The 16,298-nt window shown below is 72.1% G+C and carries 11 protein-coding genes and 1 pseudogene; 4 read left to right on the top strand and 8 right to left on the bottom strand.

Annotation, left to right across the window (positions count from 1 at the left end; genetic code table 11):
* Positions 1-160 precede the first annotated feature (160 nt).
* Together MOTC310_RS00605 and uvrA are read right to left on the bottom strand one after the other, a co-directional pair.
* Positions 161-1,141 carry a transporter gene (locus MOTC310_RS00605; RefSeq protein ID WP_331294393.1) on the bottom strand — a complete coding sequence of 327 codons (981 nt, stop codon included), beginning with the start codon at positions 1,139-1,141 and terminating at the stop codon, positions 161-163.
* Between the two features lie 593 nt (positions 1,142-1,734).
* The gene (gene uvrA, locus MOTC310_RS00600) at positions 1,735-4,863 is read right to left on the bottom strand and encodes an excinuclease ABC subunit UvrA (RefSeq protein ID WP_331300450.1); all 3,129 of its coding nucleotides are present in this window, start codon (positions 4,861-4,863) and stop codon (positions 1,735-1,737) included.
* Positions 4,864-5,318: 455 nt separating this feature from the next.
* Here uvrA and MOTC310_RS00595 point away from each other — a divergent pair, with 455 nt between their 5' ends.
* Positions 5,319-6,500 carry an MFS transporter gene (locus MOTC310_RS00595; RefSeq protein WP_331300449.1) on the top strand — a complete coding sequence of 394 codons (1,182 nt, stop codon included), beginning with the start codon at positions 5,319-5,321 and terminating at the stop codon, positions 6,498-6,500.
* Positions 6,501-6,503: 3 nt separating this feature from the next.
* On the opposite strand, the gene MOTC310_RS00590 is transcribed toward MOTC310_RS00595, so the two are convergent.
* Entirely contained in the window at positions 6,504-6,929 is a 426-nt protein-coding gene (locus tag MOTC310_RS00590) for a cupin domain-containing protein (RefSeq protein ID WP_331300448.1), read from the bottom strand.
* A gap of 10 nt (positions 6,930-6,939) precedes the next feature.
* Complete coding sequence (locus MOTC310_RS00585) at positions 6,940-7,959, bottom strand: zinc-binding alcohol dehydrogenase family protein (RefSeq protein WP_331300447.1); 1,020 nt, start codon at positions 7,957-7,959, stop codon at positions 6,940-6,942.
* A gap of 109 nt (positions 7,960-8,068) precedes the next feature.
* Between MOTC310_RS00585 and MOTC310_RS00580 the strand changes: the two genes are divergently transcribed.
* Both MOTC310_RS00580 and MOTC310_RS00575 read left to right on the top strand, forming a co-directional pair.
* Positions 8,069-8,428 carry a winged helix-turn-helix transcriptional regulator gene (locus tag MOTC310_RS00580; RefSeq protein ID WP_331294398.1) on the top strand — a complete coding sequence of 120 codons (360 nt, stop codon included), beginning with the start codon at positions 8,069-8,071 and terminating at the stop codon, positions 8,426-8,428.
* Positions 8,429-8,530: 102 nt separating this feature from the next.
* Positions 8,531-10,445: pseudogene (locus MOTC310_RS00575) on the top strand (methyl-accepting chemotaxis protein).
* 107 nt (positions 10,446-10,552) lie between these two features.
* Here MOTC310_RS00575 and MOTC310_RS00570 read toward each other — a convergent pair.
* The 4 genes from MOTC310_RS00570 to MOTC310_RS00555 form a co-directional block, all read right to left on the bottom strand.
* Positions 10,553-11,410, bottom strand: a complete 858-nt coding sequence (locus tag MOTC310_RS00570) for an amidohydrolase family protein (RefSeq protein ID WP_331300446.1) — start codon at positions 11,408-11,410, stop codon at positions 10,553-10,555.
* Positions 11,411-11,460: 50 nt separating this feature from the next.
* Positions 11,461-12,909 carry an MFS transporter gene (locus MOTC310_RS00565; RefSeq protein ID WP_331300445.1) on the bottom strand — a complete coding sequence of 483 codons (1,449 nt, stop codon included), beginning with the start codon at positions 12,907-12,909 and terminating at the stop codon, positions 11,461-11,463.
* Between the two features lie 160 nt (positions 12,910-13,069).
* On the bottom strand, positions 13,070-13,324 hold the full coding sequence (locus tag MOTC310_RS00560) for a hypothetical protein (RefSeq protein ID WP_331300444.1): 255 nt from the start codon (positions 13,322-13,324) through the stop codon (positions 13,070-13,072).
* A 149-nt stretch (positions 13,325-13,473) separates the two neighbouring features.
* Positions 13,474-14,301, bottom strand: coding sequence for a TrmH family RNA methyltransferase (locus tag MOTC310_RS00555; RefSeq protein ID WP_331300443.1), 828 nt, complete (start codon positions 14,299-14,301; stop codon positions 13,474-13,476).
* A gap of 802 nt (positions 14,302-15,103) precedes the next feature.
* On the opposite strand from MOTC310_RS00555, the gene MOTC310_RS00550 reads away from it, so the two are divergent.
* Positions 15,104-16,198, top strand: a complete 1,095-nt coding sequence (locus tag MOTC310_RS00550) for a replication protein RepA (protein ID WP_331300442.1) — start codon at positions 15,104-15,106, stop codon at positions 16,196-16,198.
* Positions 16,199-16,298 lie beyond the last annotated feature (100 nt).

The following is a 16,298-nucleotide window of genomic DNA, read 5'->3' as shown; positions in this document are numbered from 1 at the left end:
CGGCGCATGGCACGGGCTTGTTCGGCGCGGCCCGCGGCGGGCTCGGCACAACGAAAAACCGCCCGGCGGAGCCGGGCGGCGCGCCGTCCCGGAGGACGGCCTGTCGGAGATCCGGGCCCCCGCCGCGCGGCGGCGGGGAGCCCGGCGTCTCGGGAGGGTCTCAGTACTTGCGGACCAGGGCCGCCGGGACCGGCGAGGCGGCCGGGGCCGGCGAGTACAGCGGCACGATGAACCGGATCCAGCCGTCGGTGGAGTAGTCGCTGCGGGTACGGCCGAACGCGTTGGCGTACTGCGCGCCGGTCACGACGTCGCGGGCGACGTAGGCCTGGACGGTGAAGATCTTGAAGTCGTAGCCGATGAGGCCGCCGATGGCGAAGCGGCCGCGGTTGCCGGCCGCCGCGCTGGCCTGGCTGATGTCGAAGTTGTAGGTGCCGTAGGCGATCGGACCGATCTCGAAGTTGCCGAACTTCTTGGTCGCCGTGAGGTCGAAGTTCAGCGAGTCCGACAGGCGGATCGGGCCGATGGCGGCGCCGACCTGGCCGGGGAAGCGGCCGGGCGAGTCGTAGATGTTGGCGGTCAGGTTGGCGGTCAGGTTCCAGCCGTCACCCGTGTAGCTGCCGGCGACGCCGAAGCGGTAGGTGTTGGAGGAGAGCTGCGGCAGGACCGGGGTGGCCGTCGTGCCGTTCGCGGTGATGATCGAGCCGCGGTCGCCGTTCAGGTCGTTCAGGTAGGCGCCGCCGAGCAAGCTGACGCCGAAGTTGTTGCCGAGGTCGAAGGCCCAGATGCCGCCGACGAAGGTGCCGACGTTGATCGAGATGTCCTTGTTGCGCACGCCCGCCGGGTTGCGGGTGAAGGCGAACACGGTCGGGGGCGCCACGAGCAGCTCGACGCGGCCGCCGAACGGCACGAACGGGGTCGACCAGACCAGGACCGGGATGTTGACGGCCGTGTCGGGATCGTTCCGGCCGTCGGTGCGGCGGTAGGTGAACGTGTTGATGGCGTAGAGGCCTTCCGGCAGCGGCGCGCCGACCGCGAGGCCGACCTGCTCGCCCGGAACCGTCGTGGTCTGCGCCTGCGCGATCGTCGAGGCCATGCCGACCGTGAGCGCGACCGTGCCGGCCGCGAGCCAGTTCTTCATCATTTTCTCATTCCTTCCCAAGGTCACACGGCGTCCGTCCCGCATTCGGCACTTCCTTGCCGGTCTGCTCGCCTATCGCGGCTGCCGGCTTCGAACCTGCCGAGCGCCCCCACGGAGCCTGCCCGTCTCAACGTCTGCGACTATTCTACAGAGACCTGCGGAAAGACAGTGGAATGCTCGCCGAAACGCCACAACCGGCCGAACCGTTGCGCAAAAGCCGCATTTTTGCGGCGATGCAACACTGTCCACAGACCCTGTCTGAACGAGGGGTCCGGCAAAATATCGTTGAACGGTCAAGCTGTTGTCGGGCCGAACCGCGGGACAATCCGGCAAGGCCGGGGCGGTGATCGGGCAGGCCGCCGGTCCGGAGGCGGGGGCCGGAATCCGGCTCCGAACCGATCGGGAGCCCGTGCGGACCGGCGGCCCGCGGCTCGAATCACCGCCCGCTCGGCCGGGTTCCGCACGGCACCCGGCAGAAACTGCCGCGCCGGCCCCGCGGCCCGTCCGAACCCGCGGGGAGGGCGCCCGTCCGGGCCCGTTACCGGTGCTGGCGGCGCGCGCCGGGCCGGCAGGTCCGCCGCGCGAGTAAGGCCGCGCTACTCGGCGGCGCGACCGCGGCTCGCGGGTGAGGCGGGCCGCCGCTCCAGCACCTCGCGCAGGAACCGGCCGGTATGGCTCGCCGTCGCGCGGGCGATCGTCTCGGGGGTGCCCTGCGCCACGACGCGGCCGCCGCCGTCGCCGCCCTCGGGGCCCATGTCGATCACCCAGTCGGCGGTCTTGATCACCTCGAGGTTGTGCTCGATCACCACCACCGTGTTGCCCTGGTCCACGAGCTCGTGGAGCACCTCCATGAGCTTGGCGACGTCGTGGAAGTGCAGGCCGGTGGTCGGCTCGTCGAGGATGTAGAGGGTGCGGCCGGTGGCGCGCTTCGACAGCTCCTTCGAGAGCTTCACCCGCTGCGCCTCGCCCCCCGACAGGGTGGTGGCCTGCTGGCCGACATGGACGTAGTGCAGGCCGACCCGCTTCAGGGTCTCGAGCTTGTCGCGGATCGCCGGCACCGCCTTGAACAGCTCGGCCGCCTCCTCGACGGTGGAATCGAGCACGTCGGCGATCGACTTGCCCCGGTACTTCACCTCCAGGGTCTCGCGGTCGTAGCGCTTGCCCTTGCAGACGTCGCAGGTGACGTAGACGTCGGGCAGGAAGTGCATCTCGATCTTGATGACGCCGTCGCCCGAGCAGGCCTCGCAGCGCCCGCCCTTGACGTTGAACGAGAAGCGGCCGGGCTGGTAACCGCGGGCCTTGGCCTCGGGGAGGCCCGCGAACCAGTCGCGGATCGGCGTGAAGGCGCCGATATAGGTGGCGGGGTTCGAGCGCGGCGTGCGCCCGATCGGCGACTGGTCGATGTCGATGACCTTGTCGAGGTGCTCCAGCCCCTCCAGCCGCCCGTAGGGAGCCGGGTGCTCCAGGGCGCCGTTCAGCTTCTTGGCGACCGCCTTGTAGAGCGTGTCGATCACCAGGGTAGACTTGCCGCCCCCCGAGACGCCGGTGATGCACGTGAAGGTGCCGAGCGGGATCTCGACGTCGACGTCCTTCAGGTTGTTGCCCCGCGCGCCGAACAGCCCGAGCTTGCCCTTCCGCCCCTTGCGGCGCGCGGTCGGGGTGCGGACCGCCATCGCGCCGGTGAGGTACTTGGCGGTGAGCGAGGCCGGGTTGGCCAGGACCTCCGCGGGCGTGCCCTGCGCGATGATCTCGCCGCCGTGGATGCCGGCGCCCGGGCCGACATCGACCACGTAATCGGCCTGCAGGATCGCGTCCTCGTCGTGCTCGACGACGATCACCGAGTTGCCGAGGTCGCGCAGGCGCTTGAGCGTGCCGAGCAGGCGCTCGTTGTCGCGCTGGTGCAGGCCGATCGAGGGCTCGTCGAGCACGTAGAGCACGCCGGTCAGCCCCGAGCCGATCTGCGAGGCGAGGCGGATGCGCTGGCTCTCGCCTCCCGAGAGCGAGCCCGAGCCGCGGGCGAGCGTCAGGTATTCCAGGCCGACATCCACCAGGAAGGTCAGCCGGTCGCGGATTTCCTTGAGGATGCGGACCGCGATCTCGTTCTGCTTCGCCGTCAGCTTATCCGGCAGCTCGGAGAACCAGCGGTGCGCCTCGCTGACCGAAAGGGCCGTGACGTCGGCGATGTCCGCCATGGCGACCTTCACGGCCAAAGCCTCGGGCTTCAGACGCTTGCCGCCGCAGGCGGCGCAGGGCGTCTCGCTCATGAAGCGGCCGATCTCCTCCCGGACGGCGTCGGAGTCGCTCTCCTTGTAGCGGCGCTCCAGATTCGGGATCACGCCCTCGAACGGCTTGTTGACCGTGTACTTGCGCAACCCGTCGTCGTAGGCGAAGCGGATCGACTGTTTCCCTGAGCCGTACAGCACGATGGCGCGGGCCGTCTCCGACAGGCTCTGCCAGGGCACGCTCGTCTTGAAGCCGAAATGCTCGGCCAGCGCCTCGAGCGTCTGGCCGTAATAGGGCGAGGTCGACTTCGCCCAGGGGCCGACCGCGCCGCGCTTCAGGCTCAGGGCCGGGTCGGAGATCACCAGCTCGGGGTCGATCCGCATCTCGTGGCCGATGCCGCTGCAGGTCGGGCAGGCGCCGAACGGGTTGTTGAACGAGAACAGCCGCGGCTCGATCTCCGCGATGGTGAAGCCCGAGACCGGACAGGCGAAGCGCGACGAGAAGGTGACGGTCCGGGGCTCTTCCCCCTCGAGGGCGTCGGCGAACACGATCTCGGCGATGCCGTCGGCGAGCTCCAGCGCCGTCTCGAAGGATTCGGCGAGCCGGGAGCCGATATCGGCCCGGACCACGATGCGGTCGACGACCACGTCGATGTCGTGCTTGAACTTCTTGTCGAGCTTGGGCACGTCGTCGATGGCGTAGTATTCGCCGTTCACGCGCAGCCGCTGAAAACCCTTCTTCTGGTACTCGGCGATTTCCTTGCGATACTCGCCCTTGCGACCGCGGACCACGGGCGCCAGCAGGTAGAGCCGGGTCTTCTCCGGCAGTTCCAGCACCCGGTCGACCATCTGCTGGACGGTCTGACTCTCGATCGGCAGGCCGGTGGCGGGCGAGTAGGGGATGCCGACCCGCGCCCAGAGCAGGCGCATGTAATCGTAGATCTCGGTGACCGTCCCCACGGTGGAGCGGGGGTTCTTGGAGGTGGTCTTCTGCTCGATCGAGATGGCCGGCGACAGCCCGTCGATCTGGTCGACATCGGGCTTCGACATCATCTCCAGGAACTGGCGGGCATAGGCCGAGAGCGACTCGACGTAGCGGCGCTGCCCCTCGGCGTAGATCGTGTCGAAGGCGAGCGACGACTTGCCCGAGCCCGAGAGCCCGGTGAAGACCACGAGCTTGTCCCGGGGGATGGTCAGGTCGACGTTCTTGAGATTGTGCTCGCGGGCGCCGCGGATCGCGATCACCCGCCGGTCCTCGGCGGCCGTCGGCGCGGCGTCGAACAGGGCCTCCAGCTTGGCGTCGCGGGCGGCCTCGGCCGTCACCCCGGGCCGGGCGGGTTTCTCGGACTTGGCACGGGCCGGCTTGGGCTGAGATGCCTTGGCGGTGGCGGCCTTCGGTGCCTTGGAAACCGTCTGAGCGGCGGCTTTCAGAGGAGCCTTCGCGGCGACTTGGGCGGCGCCGGCGCGGCTTGCGGCACGACTTCCAGCTTGGGCTTTGGCCATGAGGGCGGCGGTCTCTCGAGGCGTCGACGCAGTCGGATCGGATCCGGATCGGATTCGCGCGCGGGCCAGCCGCCGCTCCGACTCATGTCGAGCCCGGAGGGGCCGACGGCAAGGTGGGGCCGGCGGGACGCAGGCCCGTCATGCGCCGCCCTTGCTAGAACGAAACGCGTACGACGGCAACCGGTCCTTGAACCAACCGCCTCCCCTGCAAGCGCCGCGAAGCGATCCAGCAGCGCCCGATGACCACCCGAGCGAGCGCTCGAGGGAGCACTCACGTATCCGCGCACGTGGCCCCGCGCACTTGGCCCGATGCCGCGCGCGACGGCGGTGGCGCCATCCCGGGTCGCTTCGGCGCGCACGGCCACGGTGTTGCACGGCGGGAGCCGAGGCCCCACGTCGTCGAGATCCGTCTCAGACTCGACTCCACCTCAGACTCGACTCCACCGCAGGTGCCGATGCCAGCGCTCGACCTGACCGACCCGGTCGCCCTCGGCGGGGCTGGAGACCGGAACGCGGCCCGCGGACAGCGCGTGTCCACGCGGCTCCTGTTCCTGATCGTGGGCATCGCCAACGCGACCTGGGCCCCCCTGGTGCCGCTGGTGAAGGACCGCGCCGGCCTCGACGCGGCGGGGCTCGGCCTGCTGCTGCTCACCTTCGGCGTCGGCTCGATCCTGGCGATGCCCAGCGCCGGGGCCGCGGCCGCGCGGCTCGGCTTCCGGCCGGTCCTGCTCGCCGGCACGCTGGCGCTCGGCCTCGCCCTCCCGGTGCTGGCCGTCGGCGCGGGGCTCGTGACACTCACCCTGGCGCTGCTGCTGTTCGGGGCCGGGATGGGGGCGGTGGACTGCGTCATGAACCTGCAGGCCGTCGCGGTGGAGCGGCGGAGCGGGCACCCGATGATGTCGGGCTTCCACGGCCTCTACAGCCTCGGCTGCATCCTGGGGGCGCTGATCGCCAGCGGCCTGCTGGCGGCGGGGCTCGGCGCGGGCTGGAGCGTGCTGCTCCTGACCGCCGGCATCGGGGCCCTGTTCGCGGCCGCTTGGCCCGGCATCCTGCCGACGGAGAGGGCGGGGGCGCAGGGCGGTCCCGCCTTCGCGCTGCCCCGCGGCCCGGTCCTGGTTCTGGGCCTGCTCTGCTTCGCGGTGTTCCTCACCGAGGGCGCGGCCCTCGACTGGAGCGCCCTGTTCCTGATCCAGCAGCGGGGGCTCGATCCGGCCTGGGCGGCGCTCGGCTACGCGGCCTTCTCGGTGACGATGACGGCCGGCCGGCTCGCGGGCGACCGGGTCGTGGCCCGGCTCGGGCGCCGGAGCGTGGTCGTCCTCGGCGGCCTGCTGGCGGCCGCCGGCCTCGCGCTCTCGGTTCTCGTCCCGGCCTGGGAGGCGGCGCTCGCCGGCTACGCGCTGGTCGGGGCGGGCTGCGCCAACATCGTCCCGGTCCTGTTCACGGCGGCCGGCCGCCAGAGGGCGATGCCCGAGAGCGTGGCGGTGCCGGCGGTGACGACGCTGGGCTATGCCGGGGTGCTGGCGGGCCCGGCCCTGATCGGCTTCGCCGCGCAGGCGCTCGGCCTCCCCGCGGCGCTCCTGATCGTGGCGGCCCTGCTCGTCGGCGTGGCGGCGGCCGGGCGCTCCCTGCGGGTGTGAGGCTCAGGCCTCGGCGTTGCGCGCCATGAAGGTGGCGGGGCTGCCGTCCTCCGGGTTCACGAACACGATGTCGGTCGGCGCCCGCCGGGGCGTGTCGATCGACAGGAACACCACCGGGTCCCCGGGTTCGAGCTCCGGCATCGCGTGGACCGTGCCCTTCTCGAAGAACAGGAGCTGGCCCGGGCCGAACGCCGTCTCGGCGGCCGGATCGCCCAGCCAGACCCGGCCGCGGCCCGAGAGGCAGTAGAGGTACTCGTCGCAGGTGGCGTGATAGTGCGGCGGGGTCGGCCGGTAGACCCGGAACACCCGGGCGCTCGCCGCCTCCCGGTCGGTCAGGTAGGTGTCGACAAGGAGGGTCTCGGCGCTGTCGGGCAGGGAAGCCGCCAGCGCCGCCACGTCGAAGATCCCGGTCCCCGCCGCGTCCGCCATCACATCCTCCTCAATCGGAAAAACCTTCGAGCACGATCTTGCCCCTGGCGCGCCCGCTCTCGACCAGCCCGTGGGCGCGCCGCAGGTTCGCGGCGTCGATCCGCCCGTAATGCTCCCCCAGGGTGGTGCGCAGGCGCCCGGAATCAACGAGGCGAGAGACCTCGTCGAGGAGCGCGCCCTGGGCGGCGATGTCGGCGGTGGCGAACATCGAGCGCGTGAACATGAACTCCCAGTGCAGCGACAGGCTCTTGCGCTTGAGGAGTCCGACATCGAGTCGCTCCGGATCGTCGATCAGGGCGAGGCGGCCCTGCGGGGCGATGAGCTCGACGATCGCGGCGAGATGGGCGTCGGTGTTGGTCGTGGAGAAGACGAGGCCCGGCGCGCCGAGCCCCAGGGCCGCCACCTCGGCGGCGAGCGGCTTGGAATGGTCGACCACGTGGTGGGCGCCGAGGTCCCGGCACCACTGCGCCGTCTCGGGCCGCGACGCGGTGGCGATCACGGTGAGGTCGGTGAGTTCCCGGGCGAGCTGGATCGCCACCGAGCCGACGCCCCCCGCGCCGCCGACGATCAGGATCGCCGGGGCGGCGCCCGGAACCGGCTTTTCCGTGTCGAGCCGGTCGAACAGGGTCTCCCAGGCGGTGATCGCGGTGAGCGGCAGGGCGGCGGCCTGCGCCCAGTCGAGGCTCTCGGGCTTGCGGCCGACGATGCGGGCGTCGACGCAGTGGAACTGGGCGTTCGTCCCCGGCCGGGTGAGGTCGCCCGCGTAGAACACCGCGTCGCCCGCGGCGAAGCCCTGGACCTCCGCGCCCGCGGCGACGACGGTGCCGGCCGCGTCCCAGCCGAGAACCTTGGCGCCGCCGGCCTCCGGCTCGGCCCGGCGCCGGACCTTGGTGTCGACGGGGTTCACCGAGACCGCCTCGACCTTCACGAGAAGGTCGCGCGGGCCCGGCTCGGGCTGGGGCAGGTCGAGATCGACCAGGGCTTCGGGATCGGTGATCGGCAGGGATTTGCGGTAGCCGACGGCGCGCATGGTGATCTCCTCGGGTTTCGCCGCAGGAGATGCCGCCCGCCTTCACGGGCCGCAAGTACGCACATAAAACGCCCATAGTGCCGGAAATGATACCGTCGGAGTCATCCCCATGCCCCGCACCCGCCGCCACACAGGGGCCTGCAGTCCCGGCTGCGCCGTCGAGGCGACGCTCCGGCTCATCGACGGCAAGTGGAAGGGCGTGATCCTGTATCACCTGCTGGAGGGGACCCTGCGCTTCAACGAGATCCGGCGGCGGCTCACCAGCGTGACCCAGCGCATGCTCACTAACCAGCTGCGCGAAATGGAGGCCGACGGCCTGATCACGCGGACGATCTATGCCGAGGTTCCTCCGAAGGTCGAATACAGCCTGACCGAGCGGGGACGGTCCCTGGAGCCGGTCATCCGCGCGCTGAAGACCTGGGGTGATCTGCACGCTGAATTGGCAGACGCGGCCCAGAACGCCGCCTGATTGGGCGAATCTGTTCGGAAGCTGTGCGAAGCCGCATAACCGGATCTTTATGACTGATCCGGAAGGTGAGGCGTCTCCTGCTGGACAGTCCCAGATCTTCCGATGCCGATCCTCGCCTCGCTCCGCGCCCGTATCCTGGCGGTGGCGCTCGCCCCGTGCCTCGCCTTCGCGGGGGCGGCGGGCCTCGCCGTGTCGGACCAGTGGGCGCGGCGCGGCGAGATGGACCGGGTGGAGACCCTGGTCGGCCTCGCCTCCCGGATCAGCGCCTTCGTGCACGAGGCCCAGCGGGAGCGCGGGGCCTCGAGCCTGTTCCTGGGCGCGAAGGGCGCGCAGTTCGGCCCGGAACTGGCGGCCCAGCGCGGGCGCACCGACGCGGCCCTCGCCGGGCTGCCCGAGGCGATGGAGGCCGCGACGGGCTTCGGGCCGGTCTTCGCGGCGCGGGGCGAGGGCTTCGCGCAGGCGCTCACCGGACTGGCCGCGCAGCGCCGGGCGGTCGACGCCCTGACGGCGGCCCCGCCGCAGGCCGCGGCCTACTACACGGGCCTGATCGGGGAGGGGCTCGGGCTCGTGCGGGCGATGGGCGGCGCGATCGACGAGGCCGGCCTCGCCGCCCGGGCGAACACCTACGCGGCCTTCCTGGCCCTGAAGGAGGCCGCCGGCCAGGAGCGGGCCGTCGCCTCGGCAATCTTCGCCTCCGGCAAGCTGGACCTCGCGGCAGCCCGCCGCCTGGCGACGGTCGCCTCCGAGCAGGCGACCTATGCCGGCCTGTTCCGGGCCGGGGCCGAGGCCGGGCAGGCGCGCCTGCTCGACGCCGCGGAGACGACCGAGCCGGCCCGGGAGGTCGCGCGCCTGCGCACGATCGCGCAGGAGACGATGCCGGGGGCGCCCCTCGCCTTCCGCGACGCGCCGGCGTGGTTCCGCCTCGCCACGCAGCGCATCGACGCCCTGAAGGGTGTGGAGGACCGGCTCACCGCCGACCTGGTGGCGGCCGCGGGGGCGGTGTGCGCGCGCGCCGAGCGGGTGCTGGACCTCTGGGCCGCCGGCGGGCTCGCCCTGTTCGCCCTCTCGGCCGGCCTCGCGGTCTGGCTCGGCACGGCCATCGCCCGGCCGCTCTCCCGGATGGCCGGGGTGCTGACCGCGATCGGCCGGGGCCGAGACCGCCGAGGCACGCCGCGCGGCCGCCCTCGGCCTCGCCGACAGCTTCGAGCGCCAGGTCGGCGGGATCGTCGAGGCCGTCTCGGCGGCGGCGGCCCGGCTGGAGGCCTCCGCGCACGGGATGGCCCGGGCCGCCCGGGACACGACCGATCTCAGCCGCGCGGTGGCGGTGTCCGCGGATTCGGCCGCCCGCTCGGCCGATACGGTGGCGGCGGCCACCGAGGAACTCACCGCCTCGGTCCGGGAGATCGGCGTGCAGGTCGGATCCTCGGCGGACCTCGCGGCGGCGGCCACGCGGGATGCGGACGGCATGGCCGGGGAAGTCCACCGCCTCGCCCAGGCGGCCGGCAGCATCGGGGAGATCGTCGCGATCATCTCGCAGATCGCCCGCCAGACCAACCTGCTGGCGCTCAACGCCACCATCGAGGCGGCCCGCGCCGGGGAGGCCGGCCGCGGCTTCGCGGTGGTGGCCGGCGAGGTCAAGCACCTCGCCGAGCAGACCGCCCGGGCCACCGAGGAGATCGCCGGCAAGGTCGCGGAGATCACCGGATCGACCGAGGCCTCGGTCCGGTCGATCGGCGGCATCACCGCGGTGATCCGCGACCTCGCCCGGATCGGCGCCGAGATCGCCGCCATGGTCGAGCAGCAGGGCGCGGCGACCGCCGAGATCGCCCGGACCACCGCGCAGACCTCGCGGGACACGAGCGGCGTCTCGGGCCACATGGCGGGGGTCGGCGCGGCGGCCGGCACGGCGAGCCAGGGCTCGGCCCAGGTGCTGCAGGCGGCCGGCGACCTGTCCCGGCAGGCGGGCGACCTGCGCGGCGCGGTGGAGGATTTCCTGGCCCAGGTCCGGGCGGCCTGAGGACGGGGTTCCCGAGGGGCTCAGCCCTCTGGCGGGGTGTCGGGGCGGCGCCCCGACATGCGGCCCGCGCTCGCGAAAGGTCCCGACCGTCCGAAACCGGACTGTCCCTACGCGGCGAGGCCGAGCCCGAGGAGCCGGTCGGCGTTGCGCCAGAGGGCGGCGTCCAGGGCCTCCTCGGACAGGCCGAGGCCGCGGAAATCCGCGACGCCCTGGCCCATCGGGCGGAACGGGAACGAGGATCCGAACAGGAACTGGTCCTTCATGAACCCGTTCGCCGCCTCGACGTAGAGGCCGCCGCCCGGCGCGAACGTGTACATGTCCGGCGAGATGAAGACGTTGGCGTTGCGGAACGCCACCGTCACCATGTCGGCGACGCGCGGGTAGAACCCGTGGCAGCACACGATCGGCAGCTTCGGGAAGGTCCTGGCGACCCGGTCGACCGCGAGCGGGTCGTTGAGGCGCAGGTCCGGCGTCGTCGGCCCCGACATCACGAAGGCCGGGACCTTGAGATCCTGGCACAGTTCGTAGAGCGGCATCAGGCGCTCGTCGTCGGCCGTCATGGCGTCGCGGTAGAAGCCGGCATCGAGGTTGATGCCCCTGAAGCCGAGCTCGGTCACGGCGCGCCGCGCCTCCGCGACCGCGGCCTTGCGGCCGAGCTTCACCGGATCCACCGAGGCGATGCCGATCAGGCGCTTCGGGTCGTGCCGGGCGGCCTCCGCGAGGGCGTCGTTCGTGACCCGAACGCCCGGCACCGAGCGGGCCACCATGACGGCGACGTCGATGCCGGCCCCGTCCATCTCGGCGCGGAAGCCCGCGATCGTCGCGCCGCGGGTGAAGTGCTCCACCTCCCGGCTGCCGACCCGGGCGTTCAGCCAGCGGGCGACGCCGAATTCCGGCGTGCCGGGCTCGGCGCCGAAGAATCGGTGCAGGAAGGTCGGCCGGCTGCGCATGTCCACGACGGGCATTGTTCGTGAGTCTCCTTTGCGAATCGAGCTGTGTCCGGCCGGTCACCGCCTCAGTGCGAGACGGCCTCCAGCACCTTGCCGCGGGTCTCGACGCCGAGGGTCAGGACCAGAAGGGCGGCGATCAGGAAGCCGCCGGCGCCGACCTGGAAGGCCGCGGCCGGGCCGTGGTCGCGCACCAGCACCGGCACGATCATCGGTCCCAGGATCGCGCCGATCCGCCCGAAGGCCGAGGCGAAGCCGGCGCCCGTGGCCCGGGCCCGGGTCGGGTAGAGTTCCGGCGTGTAGGCGTAGAGGCAGCTCCACATGCCGAACATGAAGAACTGCATGACGAAGCCGGCGACGAACAGCCAGGTCACGGCGACGCCCGAGACGGTCAGGACCGTCCCGGCGCCGGCCTTGCCGTACAGGTAGGCCGCCGCCGCCGCGCAGATCAGGAACAGGGCCGTGGTGGGCTTGCGGCCGGCCCGCTCCAGCAGCGCGGCCGCCGCGGCGAAGCCCGGGATGCCGCCGAGGGTGATCAGGGTGACGAAGCCCACCGAGCCGACGATCGAGAAGCCGCGCTCCTTGAGCAGCACGGCGATCCAGGAATTGAGGCCGAAGAAGCCGATGAGCGCGAAGAACCACAGCCCGAACGCCATCACGGTGCGCAGGCGGTATTCGGGCGCGAACAGAGTCGCGACGGCGCCGAGCCGCGGGCCGGGCAGAGACGCCGCGGTCGCCGCCGCGGTCGGCGCGACCGGGGACGGCGCGACCGGGGGGAGGGGGCGGCCGGTGGCGCGCTCCACCCCGCGCTCCATCGCGGCCATCGCGGATTCCGCCTCCGCTGTGCGGCCCGCCTCGGCGAGCCAGCGGGGCGATTCCGGCATCGTGCGGCGCACCGCCAGCACCACGAGCGACAGCAGGCCGACAACCACGAAGGCCCAGCGCCAGCCGAGATAGGGCAGCACGAAGAAGCTGATCGCCCCCGAGAGGACGTAGCCGACCGCCCAGAACCCCTCCAGGATCGCGATGTACTTGCCGCGGACCCGGGCCGGAACGATCTCCGAGACCATCGCCTGCGCCACCGGCGCCTCGCCGCCGACGCCGACGCCGATCAGGAACCGGCAGGCCATGAGCGCGGGCAGGCTCCAGGCGGCCGCCGCCGCGAGGCTCGCCAGCCCCCACACCACCATGGTCACCTGGAACACCGCCTTGCGGCCGAACCGGTCTGAGGCGGTGCCGGCGAGGATGTTGCCCACGAGCTGGCCCGCGAAGGTCATGGCGGCGAGCTGGCCGGCCTCGGTGGGCGTCAGGCCGAAGGCCGCCACGATCGCGCCGAGCAGGAAGGTCAGGAGCGCCACGTCGATCTGGTCGACCAGCCACGCCGAGGCGATGATCGCGAAGATCCGGCGCTGGTAGCCCGACATGGGCAGCCGCTCCAGGCGCGCCGCGATGTCGGCGGCGTCCGGCCGCGCGATCCCGGATGACGGGGCGGCCGGGCGTTCGGCGGCTGGCGGCACGGCTGGCTGTCTCCCTCCGCGTCCCGGACCGTTCCGGGGCGGCTCCGCGGATCCGGTACATGACGCCGGGGTCCCGGAACAGGGACGGCGCGCCCGGCACCGTCGAGCTTCGGAGCGGGATCCGGGTCCGCCCGGACCGGATCGCTTCCGGACGTCAGGTTCAGTCGGGGATCGCGAAGCCGATCGACAGGCACAGGGCCGCGACGGCCGTCAGGGCCACGGCGGCCTGACGGACCTGATGCCAGCGCGCGCTGCGCGCGCGCTCCTCCGGGCTGGCGCCGAGCTGGAGCTCGTCGTCGAAGCCCGTCACGAAGGATTCGAAGCTCGGGAAGGCGCGCCGCGCGAGCCAAATCCACACGCCGACGGCGACCAGGCCGAGGGCCCAACCGCCGTAGGTAAACGCATCGTCCAACATCCGGCGCAGCCCTCGAGCCGACGCCCCCCTCGCCGCGCATTCTACGGGAAGTTGCGAAGATTGCCTAGGCGGAAGAAGGGCTTCCGGCGCCGGCTCCGCGTTTCCGAACGTGTCTCGGCGGGACCGGTCGGGTGCCGGCCGCGCCTCCGTCAGGCTTCTGTCCGGCCGAGGGCGTAGAGGGTGATGGCGGCGGCGTTCGAGACGTTGAGGCTGCGGATCGCGCCCGAGAAGGGGATCCGGGCCAGGACATCGCAGCAGCCCCGGGTCCGCTCGCGCAGGCCCTTGCCCTCGGCACCCAGCACGATCACCAGCGGCCGCGCGACCGTCAGCGCGTCGAGGCTCTCGGGCGCGTCCGAATCGAGGCCGACCCGGGTGAAGCCGCGCTCGCCCAGGGCGATCAGCGCCTCGGCGAGATTCCGGACGGTTACGAACGGCACGTGCTCCAGGCCGCCGGAGGCGGATTTCGCCAGGACCCCGGTGGCGCCCGGCGCGTGGCGCGCCGTGGTGACGATCCCGGCCACCCCGAAGGCCGCGGCGGTGCGCACGATCGCCCCGACATTGTGCGGGTCGGTGATCTGGTCGAGGGCCAGCAGCAGCGCGTCGGCGGGCAGATCGTCGAGGCCGGGGGCGGGCAGGGGCTCGGCCTCCAGGTACAGGCCCTGGTGGACGGCGTCCGGGCCGAGCAGGCGGCCGATGTCGCTCGGCCGCACCAGTTCCGGGGTGATCCGCACGGCGCCGCCGAACTCCGCCTCCAGCCGCGCGGCCGCGTTCTCGGTGGCGAGCAGCCGGTGCAGGCCGCGCTGGGCGTTGCCCAGGGCCTGCACCACGGGATGCCAGCCGTAGAGCACCGTCGGCCCGTCGCCCCCCTCCTCCCGCGGGCGGCCCCCGTGCCGGGGAGCCGGGCGCCGGGGCCCGTGCGGGCGGTTCTGGGCGGGGCGGCCGCCGGGCGGCCGGCCGTCATTGCGGCGGTCCGTCATCGAGCTGCGATCGGCAGGGGGGGCTTCGGCAGGAGTTGCATCGGCGCGCTCTTCTCTGAGGGCCCTCTCGGAAGGAGCCGACAAACCGGGCGGCATCGCCCGCGTCAAGCGGGATCGCAGCGCGGCTGCGCCGTGCGGAACCGGATTCCGTCGCGAATGCGTCAAGCCGGGACCATCCCTCCCAGTGGGAATGTGGAAAACCTGCTCATATTCCTTTCGTGCCCTGTGCATGTGCGGGCTCGACGCGGTCGTTCGTCAGAACGAACGGTCTGATCCGGACTAGGAAGATTATCTGAAGGATTCTTTCAGAGAGTCAGTTCGGCAAGTTATATGCAGTGGCGAATTCACGATCTGCGTCAGAGGGTTGATACGCATTCGCGCATCCAACTCTGCGCGGAGGTGCATCGAACTCTGCGTCGGCGCGTATCGGAGTCTGCGCCCGTCCGCCCGCTCGGCGTATCGGAGTCTGCGCGGCAGCGTATCGGATTCGGCGCGGATTCGAACCCGGATCGGTGGATAACGGGGACGGGAACCGTCCGGCCGCCCGTATCGGACTCTGCGCCGGATCGGCGGGGGTCGGACCCCGCGTCGGAACCCGTATTCAACTCTGCGCAGGCCGACGCGGGGGCCGGCCGCGGGGCGGTCGGCGGCCTCGCGGCCGGTCTCCGGACCGGGGAAGCGTGGATTGCAGGGACAAAGCCGACCGGGCGGGGGCCGCGGCGGGCGAATCATGGCATGGCAGGATGGGCCGTCCGTCCGCCTGCCGGATCGGCGCGCCCGTGTGCCGCGGGCCTGAGGGGCGATGAGCATCGACGAGAAGATCGCCGGGATCCACGACCCGGACCTGCGGGCCGAGATCGAGGCGGCGCGCGGCGGCTTCCTGTTCGCGCAGATCGTCGAGCACGTGCTGCACCGCCAGCGCGAGCGCGATGCCGAGGCCGCCCTCCTCGGGGAGGAGGCGAGCCGCTGGGCCGGACTGTCGCGCGACCAGCGCCGCCGCGACGCGGTGCGCCTCGTGATCGAGAACGAGCCGGCCCTGCCGTCGAGCCTCCAGCACATCCACTCGGTCCTGGCCCTGTGCGGCCTGCCCTACCGCGATCCCGGGCCGGTGCGGGAATTCTCCCGCAGCTACGGCCGCAACTCGCTCAACCTGATCGCCGGCCGGATCAAGGACCCGGAGACCGGCGCCTTCGAGCCCCAGGGGCTGCCCTACGGCCCGAAGGCCCGGCTGGTCCTGCTGCACCTCTGCACCGAGGCCGTGCGCCAGCGCAGCCCGACCGTGAAGGTGGCCGAGACCCTGTCGGGTTTCATGCGCGAAATGGGCTTCGCGGTCACGGGGGGCGAGCGCGGCACCATCCGCCAGTTCAAGGAGCAACTGAACCGGCTGGCCGCCTGCTCCATGCAGATCGGGCTCTGGGACGGGCGCGACAGCGCCACGACCCTCAACGTCCCGCCGTTCCGCAGCCTGGAACTGTGGCGGCCGCGCGCCGGGGAGGGCGACGACGAGGCGGGCCGCACGGTGCGCTTCGACCCCGAATTCTACGAGACCCTGATCCGGCACGCCCTGCCGGTGGACGTGCGGGCGGCCCGGGCCTTCTCGGGCTCGGCGCGCAAGCTCGACCTCCTGTTCTGGACCGGCTACCGCCTGCGGTCCCTGCAGCGGCCGCTTCGCCTGACCTGGGCCAACCTCCACGCGCAGTTCGGGGCCGAGAACGCCTCGATCCGCAGCTTCCGCCAGGCCTTCAAGGCCGATCTCGCGCATCTGCGCGAGGTGTTTCCGCGGCTGCCGCTGGTGCTCGACGACGGCGGCCTGACCCTGCACCCGGCCGATCCCGGCGCGCTGCTCGTGCCGCCGCGCCCGGCCGGGAAGGGAATACGACGTCGCGTGAAGGAATAGATTTTTGTTCCATCCGGGTATGTTCCTTATCGCGAAGGAATGATGCGGGAACGCGAGACAGAACCTCTTCCCCATGACACGGGAATAGTCATATGTTCCC

Origin of the sequence: Methylobacterium oryzae, from assembly GCF_036441375.1 — a bacterium.
Lineage (GTDB): Bacteria > Pseudomonadota > Alphaproteobacteria > Rhizobiales > Beijerinckiaceae > Methylobacterium > Methylobacterium oryzae_A.
Note: the sequence above shows the minus strand (reverse complement) of the source record. Positions and strands in the feature narration are given on the sequence as shown.

Bases quoted from the DNA above. Each gene is read 5' to 3' on its own strand.
- MOTC310_RS00560 (WP_331300444.1), bottom strand. From the start codon at position 13,324: ATGTTGGACGATGCGTTTACCTACGGCGGTTGGGCCCTCGGCCTGGTC.
- MOTC310_RS00555 (WP_331300443.1), bottom strand. From the start codon at position 14,301: ATGACGGACCGCCGCAATGACGGCCGGCCGCCCGGCGGCCGCCCCGCC.
- uvrA (WP_331300450.1), bottom strand. From the start codon at position 4,863: ATGGCCAAAGCCCAAGCTGGAAGTCGTGCCGCAAGCCGCGCCGGCGCC.
- MOTC310_RS00605 (WP_331294393.1), bottom strand. From the start codon at position 1,141: ATGATGAAGAACTGGCTCGCGGCCGGCACGGTCGCGCTCACGGTCGGC.
- MOTC310_RS00570 (WP_331300446.1), bottom strand. From the start codon at position 11,410: ATGCCCGTCGTGGACATGCGCAGCCGGCCGACCTTCCTGCACCGATTC.
- MOTC310_RS00595 (WP_331300449.1), top strand. From the start codon at position 5,319: ATGCCAGCGCTCGACCTGACCGACCCGGTCGCCCTCGGCGGGGCTGGA.
- MOTC310_RS00585 (WP_331300447.1), bottom strand. From the start codon at position 7,959: ATGCGCGCCGTCGGCTACCGCAAATCCCTGCCGATCACCGATCCCGAA.
- MOTC310_RS00580 (WP_331294398.1), top strand. From the start codon at position 8,069: ATGCCCCGCACCCGCCGCCACACAGGGGCCTGCAGTCCCGGCTGCGCC.
- MOTC310_RS00550 (WP_331300442.1), top strand. From the start codon at position 15,104: ATGAGCATCGACGAGAAGATCGCCGGGATCCACGACCCGGACCTGCGG.
- MOTC310_RS00590 (WP_331300448.1), bottom strand. From the start codon at position 6,929: ATGGCGGACGCGGCGGGGACCGGGATCTTCGACGTGGCGGCGCTGGCG.